The organism is Pseudoalteromonas sp. RW-H-Ap-1 (genome assembly GCF_048318575.1).
Classification (GTDB): domain Bacteria; phylum Pseudomonadota; class Gammaproteobacteria; order Enterobacterales; family Alteromonadaceae; genus Pseudoalteromonas.
Window position 1 is genome coordinate 1234026 of the sequence record NZ_CP166996.1, and the last position, 13278, is coordinate 1247303.

Annotated in this window: 10 protein-coding genes; 4 read left to right on the forward strand and 6 right to left on the reverse strand. The window is 40.6% G+C overall.

The window, feature by feature from the left end; all coding sequences use genetic code 11:
• Positions 1-101 precede the first annotated feature (101 nt).
• The 4 genes from AB8618_RS05790 (at position 102) to phnW (ending at position 6025) form a co-directional block, all read left to right on the forward strand.
• Complete coding sequence (locus AB8618_RS05790; RefSeq protein WP_178955731.1) at positions 102-653, forward strand: RNA polymerase sigma factor; 552 nt, start codon at positions 102-104, stop codon at positions 651-653.
• Positions 650-1726 (forward strand): FecR family protein, encoded by a 1077-nt coding sequence (locus AB8618_RS05795; RefSeq protein WP_413401713.1) that lies wholly within the window; start codon positions 650-652, stop codon positions 1724-1726. The genes AB8618_RS05790 and AB8618_RS05795 overlap by 4 nt, the downstream gene beginning before the upstream one ends.
• Positions 1727-1735: 9 nt before the next feature.
• Positions 1736-4768, forward strand: a complete 3033-nt coding sequence (locus tag AB8618_RS05800; RefSeq protein WP_413401715.1) for a TonB-dependent receptor plug domain-containing protein — start codon at positions 1736-1738, stop codon at positions 4766-4768.
• 159 nt (positions 4769-4927) lie between these two features.
• The gene (gene phnW, locus AB8618_RS05805) at positions 4928-6025 is read left to right on the forward strand and encodes a 2-aminoethylphosphonate--pyruvate transaminase (protein ID WP_409425176.1); all 1098 of its coding nucleotides are present in this window, start codon (positions 4928-4930) and stop codon (positions 6023-6025) included.
• A 53-nt stretch (positions 6026-6078) separates the two neighbouring features.
• On the opposite strand, the gene AB8618_RS05810 is transcribed toward phnW, so the two are convergent.
• The 6 genes from AB8618_RS05810 to AB8618_RS05835 all read right to left on the reverse strand — a co-directional run bounded on the left by AB8618_RS05810 (position 6079) and on the right by AB8618_RS05835 (position 13245).
• Entirely contained in the window at positions 6079-6765 is a 687-nt protein-coding gene (locus AB8618_RS05810) for a GntR family transcriptional regulator (protein ID WP_409425177.1), read from the reverse strand.
• An 88-nt stretch (positions 6766-6853) separates the two neighbouring features.
• Positions 6854-8119 (reverse strand): NAD(P)/FAD-dependent oxidoreductase, encoded by a 1266-nt coding sequence (locus AB8618_RS05815; protein WP_418157340.1) that lies wholly within the window; start codon positions 8117-8119, stop codon positions 6854-6856.
• Positions 8074-8244: a hypothetical protein gene (locus AB8618_RS05820; RefSeq protein WP_409425179.1), complete on the reverse strand. Its 171-nt coding sequence runs from the start codon at positions 8242-8244 to the stop codon at positions 8074-8076. The genes AB8618_RS05815 and AB8618_RS05820 overlap by 46 nt, the downstream gene beginning before the upstream one ends.
• The gene (gene phnX, locus AB8618_RS05825; protein ID WP_409425180.1) at positions 8244-9053 is read right to left on the reverse strand and encodes a phosphonoacetaldehyde hydrolase; all 810 of its coding nucleotides are present in this window, start codon (positions 9051-9053) and stop codon (positions 8244-8246) included. The genes AB8618_RS05820 and phnX overlap by 1 nt, the downstream gene beginning before the upstream one ends.
• Complete coding sequence (locus AB8618_RS05830; protein ID WP_409425181.1) at positions 9050-10381, reverse strand: DUF5690 family protein; 1332 nt, start codon at positions 10379-10381, stop codon at positions 9050-9052. Before AB8618_RS05830 ends, phnX begins: the two co-directional genes overlap by 4 nt.
• A 44-nt stretch (positions 10382-10425) precedes the next feature.
• Positions 10426-13245 (reverse strand): TonB-dependent receptor, encoded by a 2820-nt coding sequence (locus tag AB8618_RS05835; protein WP_409425182.1) that lies wholly within the window; start codon positions 13243-13245, stop codon positions 10426-10428.
• Between the last annotated feature and the right edge of the window lie 33 nt (positions 13246-13278).

Consider the following 13278-nt stretch of genomic DNA (forward strand, 5'->3'; position numbering starts at 1 on the left):
ATATTCGCAACTAATAAATAACCAATAATTAACAAAATGCCTTGTAATTAACCATAAAACTCGTAATCTTACCGTAATAATAATAACAAGGGACTACCCACGTGGCTCGAGGAATTAAATTAGCCAGTACATTCTCAGATATATCCACGCAACTGCGGCGCTTTGTGTCTAAAATTGTGTTACCTGACGATGTTGATGATATTGTTCAAGAAACCTTTGTTAAAAGTTATGAAGCAGAGCTAAAACAAGATATTCAATACACCCGCAGTTATATGTTGAAAACAGCTAAACATCTCGCCCTAAATCATATAGCAAAATGGGATAATAAATTTAGTACTCCTTTAAATCACGAAACTGAACTTCCTAAATTGCTTAAATCAATGCAATTAGAAGATGAATACACCTCCAAAGAACGTTTTTTATTATTTTGTCGTGCTACTGAACAACTAAGCCCCGTAGTAAGAAAATGTTTTATATTAAAAAAAGTATATGGGATGAGCCAAAAAGAGATCGCACAGCAAATGCAGCTAAGTCAAAGTACGGTAGAAAAGCATATTGCTAAAGGATTATTAAACACCATGCTATATATGCGCGACGAAGCGCACGATGAGAATTGCCAACAAAGTGCGAGCATAGTGAGGGCTGTAAAATGAGTAACATCCATCAATTTACATCAAAAGAGTTAATCTTAGAAAAAGCATCGCAATGGATAAGCGCGATTGATCGTGGCTTAAATATACAAGAGCAAGAGCAATTTAAACTGTGGATGCTACAAAGCACCGCTCATCAAAATGCAATATATGAATTAGCACAACTGTGGGATGACTTAAGTGTGCTTAATGAACTCAGCGTATTGTTTCCTAATAAACACTCAGCTGGTATTCAAACCAAGCCTGCTTATGTATACGGTATTGCAGCAAGTATCGTTGCAGCCTTAATGATGTGTAGCTACTTTTTGCTAAACATGCAGAGCAACTTTAACCAAGATCTCGCTAAAGTAAATTACACAAAAATTTATAAAACAAAGGTTGGCGAGCAAGCAACCTATGTTTTACCAGATGGCACCATAGTTCAACTTAATACCAATAGTTCACTAGAAGTCGCTTATAGCCAAGGACGCAGACAGTTATTACTAAGTCGTGGAGAAGGGCGTTTTAATGTAGCTAAAGATGCATCACGCCCGTTTAGTGTTATGGCTGGCGATAAAAGCTTTACCGCGCTTGGTACAGTATTCAACGTGCAGCGCAATACCTCATCTGATCTTGAATTGGTAGTTACTGAAGGTAAAGTAATGATCACCGACCCTAGTGTTGCTGTTAATGCTGACGATTTTAAAGCGTATCAACAAGCTGATAACAGCAACCAAGATATTCGCCAAATCAATGCCAACATTGTGATTTCTGGTGAAAAAGCCATTATTGAACAAAGCGTTACCAAACCAATCACACAGTTATCGGTTGATGATGTACAACGTGATTTAGCTTGGCAAAATGGCATGTTGATATTTAATGGCGAAAAGTTAGTTGATGCCTTAAACGAGGTTAGCCGTTATACCGCCACGCGGTTTGAATTATCATCTGATGAATTAGCCCGCATTAAAGTGGCAGGCGTCTTTAAAGCGGGTGATGTTGCAGGGCTTTTAGAGAGCTTACAAAATAACTTTTCAATTGAACATGAGCGTTTAGGCGAGCATGTTGTTAGTTTAAAATATCAAAAAAAATCATAGGTAATGGTAATGAAAATCACGCCATTGTTAATCAATGTTACTCATAAGGGTGTAAAAAGTAATTTAAAGATTAAAAAAATGATAAAAACCTATAGAGGATTTTTGTTTGCTAACTGTTTATATAAGTTGCGCAGTAACCATATGTGTTATTTAACCCCGTTGGGACTCGTTGCACCGCTGTTTTTTAGTATCAGTGTGCATGCGAATCAAATCCAAGGGCAAATGATGCAGTTTGATATAAAAGCGCAACGAGCAGACAAAGCCTTAATTGAATTTGCCAAGCAAACTGAACAAACAGTGGTTTTTTCGTACGAACTTGCTAAACAGTACCAGGCAAATTCGTTATATGGATTTTATTCTCAACTCGATGCGTTAAACGCATTGTTAGCTGAGACTGAGCTCGATGCGGTTGTTGATCAAAATGGTTTACTGAGTATTAAACTCAAACAAATCAATAGGAAGAATAACAACATGATGAAGCTTTCAGGAGTTAGTGCTGCCGTATTACCTGCTTTACTTGCAGTTAATTCACAAGGAATAAATGCCGCTGAACAAAGCGCAGAAAAAAACATCGAAAAAATAGCTATTGTAGGTAGCCGTGTCGCTGGGCGCTCTGTTGAAGACTTACCTGTCCCCGTTGATATTTTAAGTGCAGAAGCACTCGAAAATACCGGTCAAACTGAAGTTGGCCGTATGCTTCAAGCTATCGCACCTTCTTTTAACTTTTCAAGTTCATCTATTAGTGATGGTACTGATGCATTAAGACCTGCAACATTACGTGGCCTTGGCCCTGATCAAACATTGGTATTGATCAATGGCAAGCGTCGTCACCAAGCAAGTATTATTCATATTAATACTTCTGTTGGCCGTGGTACTGCGGGTACTGACATGAATGCGATTCCAGCCTCAGCCATAAAACGTATTGAAGTACTGCGCGATGGCGCTGCGGCTCAATATGGTTCGGATGCAATTGCCGGTGTTATTAATATCGTGCTAAAAGATGGCAGCGAAGGTGGTAAAGCGGCCGTTAACTACGGTGAGTATTCAGAAGGCGATGGCGAAACCGTTAATATCGACTTTAATAAAGGCTTTGCTTTAGGTGATAACGGTTATTTAAATACAACCATCAACTACCGTGATCGTGCGCCAACTAACCGTGCGGGCCTTCATGGCTCATGCCAGTTCTATGGCTGTACTGAACTTTCTGATGGCACCTTGCTTGCAGGTGATCCACGCGAATTAACCGCACCACGTGATACATTCAGAATTGGTGACGCTGATTCACAACAATTTGGTTTAACAGTTAACACCGGCTACGAATTAGGAGCGGGTGAACTATACGGTTTTATTACCTATTCAACTCGTGATAACGAATCAGCGGCATTTTTCCGTCATAATGCCAATGCAGGTGGTAATCCGGTACTTCAAGATGGCGATGCAACTATCCCTGCTGGCTTCTTACCTAAAATAAATACCACGATTGATGATATTTCCTATAACTTTGGTTATAAAACTGAATTTGATAACGACTCAAGCTTAGATTTATCGTACACCTATGGTGAAAACAGTATTGACTACACGACCAGCGATACTATTAACGGCTCTTACGCGAATTTTTTACGTTATGATCAAGGCCTAAGTGCAGCAGATATTCGCGCCACGATTCCACGTCAAGGTTACGCTTATGGCATGGAGCTATCACTGCAAACGATCAATCTTGATTTTACTCAAAACTTTGATGACTACTCGTTAGCAATGGGTGCTGAAATTCGTACCGATGAGTACCGAATTTTAGAGGGTAGTGAATATGCATATCGTGATTACGATACCAACAATGGTGTTAATATTTACGATGGACTAAGCGGTGGTATTGGCAGCGAAAACGCATCCGGTGGCACACAAGGCTTTGGTGGTTCATCGCCAGCATCTTCGGTTGATGAGTCGCGTGATGTGATCTCATTTTACTTAGATGCTGAAGCTTACGTTATTGAAGATGTGATTATTTCAGGGGCGTTACGTTACGACAATTACAAAGGGTTTGGCGATACAGTTAACTTTAAACTAGCCGGTAACTGGTCAGTAACTGATGATATTTCACTTCGTGGTGCGCTAAGCTCAGGCTTTAGAGCACCTTCAATGCAACAGTTGTATTTTAACAACATCAGCACACAGTTTGTTGTAGGCCCTAATGGCAATTTAGTTGCTGAAGAAGTGGGGACCTTTAGAAACGATTCAACCCTTGCCCAAAGTTTAGGTATTCCTAAGCTCACAGAAGAGAAATCTCAAAACCGCAGTTTAGGTATCGTTTATAACGTAAGTGATAATATTAATGTAACCTTAGATTACTACTCAATCGATATTGACGACCGTATTGTAATTAGTAATCGCTTAGGTAAAGGCTTATCAAGCAGTCTTGATGCTGCGCTATTAAGTTCAGGTGCGGGTGCAGGGCAGTTTTTCTTAAATGGCGCTGACACTGAGACACAAGGTATCGACTTTGTGGCTACATGGAATACAGAAGGCCTTGGCGGCACGCTTGATTTTACTTTAGCGGCTAACTTTACAGAAACCGATGTCGTGTCGTTATTTACACCAGCAGGTTCTGGTCTTGAAACAGTGCCAGTTGATGATGTGTTTTCTGATCAAGAAATTTCTATTATTGAAGAATGGCAACCAGAAGATCGAATTAACTTAAGTGCACTTTATCGTCGCGACGACTGGACCGTAAACCTATCGCTTAATCGCTTTGGTGAATACACAGTGGAAGATGGCGGCCGCCAGACTTATGGTGCTGAAATTTTAACGGATATTAAAGTAAACTACTTTGTGACTGATGACTTATCGGTAAATATTGGCGCAAATAACGTATTTGATGTTTACCCGGATGAAAACACCATAGGTAACTCACGTTCAGGCACAATCGTTGATGATCAAGGTAACACTATTGTCAGCAGTGATGGAGTATTTAAATACTCACGTCGTTCAGCGCCATTTGGCTTCAACGGTGCATACTACTACGTAGGAGCAGAGTACCGCTTTTAATAAATAACTCTCCTATTGTTATTTAACAACCAAAGGGCCGTAAGGCCCTTTTATCGTTTTTATGGTTACAGTGTTTATAGTGTCATAAAAACTTCACTGTTTTTAATTTATGAAATCTTTAATAATAACTGGACTAGACCAGATTGAGTGAAATAAATTATGAACAATTATTTGCTACTAACGCCCGGCCCATTAACGACCTCTAATACTGTTAAGCAGGCGATGCTTAAAGACTGGTGTACTTGGGATGATGATTATAATCGCGACATAGTGCAAACAATACGCAATAAATTAGTATCGCTTGCGACATCACAACCTAATTATACTAGTGTATTAATGCAAGGCAGTGGCACTGCCAGTGTAGAGTCAGCGCTTGGCAGTCTTATTCCAAAAACGGGTAAGTTACTTGTTATCAATAATGGGGCATACGGGAAGCGTATTGCTGAAATTGCCGACTATTTAGCAATTGACTGTCATGTTTTAAATTATACAGAAACGGCACTGCCAAACCTTGATGAGATTGATACTGTTTTAAAAAATAATTCAGGTATTACTCACATTGCAATGGTCCATTGTGAAACGACCACAGGTATACTCAATCCTATTGAAGAGGTTGGCTCACTAGCTAAACAGTATCAAAAGGTATTTATTGTTGATGCTATGAGCAGTTTTGGCGGTATTGAGTTCGACCTTGCACAGTGGCATATAGATGTAATGATCAGCTCTGCAAATAAATGCATTCAAGGTGTCCCTGGCTTTGGCTTTGTGGTGTGTAAGCAGAGTATTATTGAGCAAAGTGAAGGCATTGCACGCTCCTTGTCATTGGATTTATATCAGCAATGGTTATGTATGGAGCAACACCATGGTAAATGGCGTTTTACCTCGCCAACTCATGTTGTGCGTGCATTTTATCAAGCCCTGCAAGAGTTAGATGAGGAAGGAGGAATAGCAGAGCGCTTTAAGCGTTACTCGCAAAACCAAAAGACCTTGGTAGCCGGTATGAAAGCGTTAGGGTTTGTACCTTTACTGAATGAGGAAGTCCATTCCCCCATCATTACCTCATTCTTATCGCCTAGCGAAGAGCATTATGATTTTAAATCTTTTTATAGTGCGTTAAAGCAAGAAGGTTTTGTTATTTACCCTGGTAAAGTTTCTAACGCCGATTGCTTTCGCATAGGTAATATTGGTGAAGTAGATGAGGCCGATATACAGCGTTTGCTTGATGCTGTGGCAAAAAACCAATATTGGAAAGCTTAAAGCTAATTTTCACCCGTGCAAGCGGTGCTTAATTTTCGTTAAACACCGCTTTTTTATTGGCCATCAACCACCATTTCAATGGCATTATGCAACCAGTACTCAATGTTATAATCAACTAACAAACCATGCTCATCAAATCGCTTTCTAATAACGTGTAAGCAGGGTGTACCGCTATTTTTTTCAAGTAGATGACTCACTTCATCAGGTAATACCGTGACATTTATTATGCTTTGCTCTTTAACGATATTCGTTGCGTACTGTTTTGCCATAATATCGGTGATAGAGGTATCTAAGGGGTGTAAGTGAAAATCAGCAAAGCGTTTAGCATCACAATAAATATGCTCAAACATTACGGCGCGATTATCTAGACTTCGTATACGTTGAAGATGATAAAGCGTTTGGGCATCTAACGCTTGGCAAATTTCATGCTTTGCCTGCTGCTGCACACTCACGAGTATCGTTTGTGCAACAAATCCTTGTTGTTTTGCCAGTTCATAAAAATTGACTTTAGTAGCAGGGTGCCACTTTAATCTTTTTGGGGTGACAAACCATCCTTTACGTTTTTGACTGAATATTAGGCCTTCAGCTTCCAACCTCAGAAGTGCTTCGCGTACAGTAATTCGGGTAGAACTAAACTTTTGTTGTAATTCTCGCTCTGAAGGCAACTTATGACCCGCTGCAATCGCGTCGGTTTTTAGTAGTGCATGAATATAATTACGGATCTCTTGATATAAAAGCATCGTTTGATTATTTATCCTAAAAATATAATAGCTTAGCTGAGTATAATGTGACTTATATTGTTTATGGTGAGCATTATATTCAGCTAGTTTATGAATCGACTTTAGCAGCATTGCCACTTAATTTAGCCAAAAAATTATCAATACTGCGAACCGCTGCATTACTATCTTCTGCGGCCTCTTTACGTCTTATTGCATTACGTACTAAATATGCACCTGCTGTTCGGATAGGTTCAATAGGAAACTGATTTAGTGATTGATTAACTAAGCCACAGTTTTGCCACTTAGGATCATTATTGAGTACCATTGCACAGAGAATTTTTGCACCCAAATAAGATTGTACAATGCCATTGCCAGAGTAGCCACCTGCGTAAAATACATTTTTTTGATTGTTAAGCTGACCAAAGAACGGAAAGCCGGAAACACTGCGATCGGAAGCGCCCGTCCACGTTCGTTCTATGGGTAAGTGATGCCTTTCAAAGAAATAATTGAGCGATGATTTTAAAATATCATGATAGCTGCTCGGCAAATCAAACTTTGGATGTACCTTATTACAATAACTAAAAAAGTTTCCTCCTTTACCTAACATTAACCGCCCGTCACTGGTGGTCCGGTAGTAATTAACAAACAGACGAGAGTCAATAATAGCACTGCCGTGATTTAAATTTAGTTGCTCTAAAACTTCTGGGATTGGCTTAGTGATGACCATATCACTAGAAACTAATACAACAGAGCGAGAAAATACTTTATGCAAACTAGGTAGCCACGCATTAACTGCAAAAATAACTGTATTGGATAATAGGTTCCCCTGATTTGTATGTACGGTTATTTGTTGATCGCCAAAGTGTTGCATATATTCACATTGCTCTATTATTGTCACTCCAAGCTGTTGCGCGACTCGCTTTAATCCTCTGACAAGCTTCGCTGGTTGTACACTGCCACCATGGGCAGAAAAATGAGCAGTGAGGTTTTGCTTTGAACCGGTTTGTTGTAATTGTTGAGTGTCACAAGAATGCCACGAATTAACTTTAAATTTATCTAAATAATCAAGCGCGTTACTTAATCGCCCAATTTGACTCGTGTTGGAGGCTGTATAAAAGCATCCATCAATTCGACAATCACAATCAATAGAATAAGTTAGCGTAAAACGCTTAATATCATGGACGGTTTGCTCAGATTGTTGTACTAAAAAAAGGGCGTTTTCTAATCCTACTAATTTAATCAGACTGGGTAATTTAGTCGACCATGTTAACATCGCACCGCCATTACGGCCCGATGCGCCCTGACCACACAACCCTTGTTCAATAATAGTCACTTTTTTTGAGGCTGCTGTTGCTTGATTTGAATGGCGGTCCAAAGTCCTGTAAACCCCCCACCGATAATACAAATATCGGTGTGATGATTTTCAGGAAGTTGAGGAGGAAATCTATCGGCATCCTCCTCTTTTATGGCGTTATCAAACCAAAAAGGTTGATAATTCATTAAGGACGCTCTCCTCGAGCGAGTCTCGCTTCAATTTGCATTAAAACAGGTTCGATATCAGCTAAAGAGTCAATCACGAAATGAGCGCCTGCTTGATATAAATGCTGGTATGCTTGATGGGTTAAAACGGCTTGTTCATCGTTTGAGCACGCTGCCCATTCTTGTTCGGTTAAACCAACTGCATTACCACTTAGGGCAACACCAACAGTCCACATTCCTGCATTTAACCCTTCAGCGATGCCAGGTGCTGAATCGTCAACTTTTACACAGTTAGCAACACCTTTAATGCCTAATGCATTCACGTTTTCAAGCGCCATCCATGGCCCTGGGCGAGAGCCAGCCGTTAGTTCATCACTACCAACGCTATGATCGGGTTTGTAACCATATTCAGCGGCTGCCACTTCAAGCACGTCCATCACTTGGCGAGGATAGCCTGAACAGCTGCCAATTTTAATACCTTGCTCTTTTAAACGCGCTATTACGGGTAATACGCCAGCAATAGGCATAGCACGATCTGCGACTTTAGCTTTTTGTAATGGCATAAAGGTATTGTAAATATGATCTATTTGCTCATTAGTCATTGAGCAGCCAAATTGTGCCTGCCAACGAGATTCAATTTCCGGTAATTTACCTAGGGTTGCAATATGGTCCCATTTTCCCATGCCCATCGGAATACGCGCTTGCGCCAGCGTAATATCAAAATCAAACGCGGCTTTAAATGCCTCCACAAAAATAGTGGTTGGCGCTACAGAGCCATGGTCTACAACTGTGCCGGCCCAGTCTAAAATGAGTGCTTCTAAATGTTTCATATTTCTTCTCTTATATATGTAGGTGTAGATACAGGGTGTAACCTGCGAACTTGTTTGAAAGGGGATAAGCGCATTACAAAGTAGCTTAGTGAGCACAACACCAAGAATGCAGCGATACAGCCGACCCAGTAACAGGCGTTTATAAAAAAGTTAAGCCAACTAATCTCAGGCATCACAAAGGTGCGATAGAGTAAGATACTCACCGAGCCCAAATAGCCAGCAGAGTCTGCTAAGTAAATTAAAAACCCGGCATTGGCGGTTGAGCCAACAGCAGAAATCATACGGTCAAATAAGAAGCAATTGTAAGGGATGTAACTAATATAAAGGCCAGCTCCAAGCAGCACCATCCATGCCTTAGCGTTTAGTAATTGGCTTTCAAACGCAACAGTACTGCCTACGAACAAGCAGGCACCAAACAAAATGAATCCGTGGTTTACATAAAAAGCGGTTTTATTATTTTTTACTAACACCATTGCACCAAGTGCAATCAAGACTATGAATGCCATACGTATACCTGCATAGGCGAATATAGCTGGCTCTTGGCCATATCCCAGTGCTTGCCAAATTTCTGCGGCAAAGTTATCGCGAAAGTCACGAAAGCCAGTAAATAATAAGAAACTCAGAATTAAACAGCTAATACCAAACCAGTATTGTTTGAAAAACTGCCAACGGGCTCTACTATTCATAGGTAAGCGTTGTTGACGCGCCTGCTGATCCTCTGGTGTTGGATTGGGTAACAAGGTTAAACACTTAACACTAAGTAACAACAAGGGTAAAAATAACGCTCCGGTTGCGGCAGGCATCCACAGCTCCGGAATATTGAGATTGTCTATCAGCCATTTACCGACACTGCGCACTAAACCTGACGCTAAGATAAAGGTGACACTGAGAATGGCACCGAGTATCTCAGAAGTTCGTCTGCCTTCTAAGAAACTAAATACAATACCCCAAATCATTCCCAACGATAAACCATTAAAAAATAGCCATACTACGTTGACTCCAACAGGGGTAACGGCAAATAAAATTAGCGATAATTCAGCTGCTGTAATCATGCCAATGATGGCAAGACCCCGTTGTTGGTGCCGCATTTCTGCAATGACCTTAACACCAATAAATTTGGCGCATAAGTAGCCAAATACTTGTGCCAGAATGAGTGCTATTTTAAAGCTAATTTGCCAACTTGGATCGTCAAACTCTGTATAGCTGTTAGCTGTAAAGGGTTTACGAAATGCATACATACAAAAGTAAGTCATAAATGCAGCGCTTGCTGCAAATAGAACAAACCCAACACCGTGTGCACGATGTAGCCACTTTGGTTGCGTAAACATAGGGTTATCCTTCGCGAGGCTTTCGCCCCGCGTAATACAATAGATTAAAATTGATAATTAATACCGACCATGCCGCGAACACCATAATACTCAACTTGCAACGGGCGATTTTCATCCCCCAAATAGTATTTAAGCGGTTCGTTGGTTAAGTTATTTAATTCAAGATAAACTAATGCATTTTCGTTAAGCTGGTATGACGTAGTAAAATCAACGCTAACATTTTCGCCATAATAGCTATCCGATTGCCGATCACTGCCATGCTCTTCGATGTACTCGCCTTTATAATTTAGGGCAACCCGCGCGGCAAAGAAGCTGTCATCGTAATATAAGGTAAAGTTATAGAGGTTATCGGCTTGACGTGGAATCGCTACTTTATCGCCACGATCTGGAATATTCATTTGTGAGTCCATAAAGGTCGCATTCACCATTACTCCAAAGCTATCTAGGGTCGGATTGATGAAGCCCAAATCGCGATTAAAGGCCATCTCAATACCTGCAAGCCATGCGCTGTCGCCATTTTCTGGGCGTACAATATTTACACCACTGTTATCATTAAACTGACCAATTGAGCTACTTTGAAAAATTGGGTCGCTAATGTCCTTGTAAAACAGGCCTGCAGAGACTAAACCAACACGTTCAAAGAAATGCTCAACCATCAAATCAACATTATTTGAGTAGGTGGGCTCGAGTTCGGGGTTACCGGTAATAAGTTCGTTATCAGCTTCTAAGTAGGTTGCGCCTGGTGTTAAAGAGCCAAAGTCAGGACGTGAGAACGAGCGGGTTAATGCTAAGCGGTAATTGGTTTGCTCGCCGCTGTGATAAGTAACATGTAATGCAGGTAACACCGATATGTAATCATTTTTAGCATGACTTGGTGTAACTCTATCTTCATCAGCCAGGTATGTATAACCATTCACTTCAGTATCGGTTTGAGTTAGACGCAAACCACCTAGTATTTCCCAGTCGTTATTAATTGTATAGGTTGCCATACCATATAGTGAGGTATGCTGTTCGTTAACATCAAAGTTACGTCCTAACGCACCGCCATTTTCAATTAAGGCAGATTCACTTTTATCAAGTACAAATTTTTCTTTATTGGTATTCCAAAACTGCGCTAGATCGCCGGTATCAACAACTTGCGAAAATTGCTGTTGGTAATCAATAGCTAATTCATTTAAAAAATCATTGCGGCCTGGCTGATCTGCCAAAGTAAAGTCACTTAAGCTTGGCGCAGCGCCATAGTTTGCTTCATCCCACGCGTAAAATTCATCGCTAAAGCGCGCGACACGTTCTTTATCACGGTATTTGGCACCTATTTTTACAGTTAAGTTTGCATCGACTTGCCATTCGAAATCGGCACTCGCGACAATTTTATCTTTTTCATTAACGAATATTTTATATAACTCTACCCATGAAAGATTAGTATTAGCAGGATCGAACGAAAAATCACTAGGTAAATGGTTACTGATTGCATTCCATGGATCGTTGCCACCATCAATCGTATTATAAGCGTAATTTTTGCCTGTGCCCCTATCTTCTAGTCCTTGAAAGCCAACCTGTTTTTGGTCAAATCTGACGACAAAATAACTGTTGTCTCCGCCATTTGGGGTATTGCCATAACGAAATTCATTTTCGTAACTTGATAACTTCCAACTCAGGGTTTTGTCATAACCAAAATAATGCTCAGCCTCCAGCTCAAGCCCAGTCATTTCGGTAATTAATTCATTGCGGATATGTTGTACTTCAGCGCGATTCTTATCAAAGCGCATACGGTGCTTATAATGTGTTTCGTCATCAATTAAAGTCCCATACATGGCTGTGGCGCTAATTGTGCCTTGTTCAAGTTGATACTCAACGGAACCATTAAGCCCATAAGTTTCGCGCGTGCCGATATAATCTCGTAACTCTAAGCGATAAATGCCTAAACCATCATTGCCACGGCGCGGCTCATAGTTATCAGTGGCCCAGTCGCGTTGCCACGCAGTCGCATTGATCAAAAAACCTAACTTGTCGTCTAGTAAGCGGTCGCCGTAAAGTAAGTTTGCTGAATAATTAGTGCCATCGGCAAGCTCATTTTGACCAATTGCAAAATTAGTATTAAACACAAAGTCATCGGGCGCTTTTTTAGTGATAAAATTAACATTACCACCAATGGCGTCACCTTCAAGGTCAGGGGTTAGCGCTTTAGACACTTCGACAAATTCAATTAATTCACTAGGAAAAAAGTCAAAAGCTGTTGCTCGACTGGTGGTTTCTTCTTCTGCCGTTGGTAAACGATCGCCGTTGATACTCGCAGAGCTCCACTGTGCCGGTAGACCGCGCACAGCAACAAAACGACCTTCACCTTGGTCACGTTCAATCGATACTCCAGGTATACGCTGTACAGCTTCAGCTGCATTTCTATCAGGTAGTTTTCCAATACCGTCAGCAGAAATAACATTTTTAATACTTTTGGCATTTTTTTGGTTATTGGCTGCCGCCATTTCACCGCGCTGAATTTGGCCGACAGCAATTATTTCTTCAATGGCGTTATTATTATTTGCAGCAAAAAGAGTGATTGGTTTTAGCTTTTTTATTTCGCCTTCATCAACAGTAATATCAACAAAATAAGGCTGATAGCCTAAATAAGTCACTTTGAGTTGGTGTTTACCAGGATTTAACTGCGGTAACTCAAATTGTCCCTGATAGTTTGTTACGGTACTTTTACCAGTACCAACTACTGTGATTAATGCGCCAGAGAGCAGTGATTTACTATCTTCTACAGTGCCTAAAAATGTAGCGTTACCGGCCACGGCATCTTGGGCAATAAATAACGGGCTAGTACACAGTAATATAGCAGTGGCTATTGCATGTCGTTTCATCATTAGTTTTACCTTAAGTTTATTTTGGTCTAGACC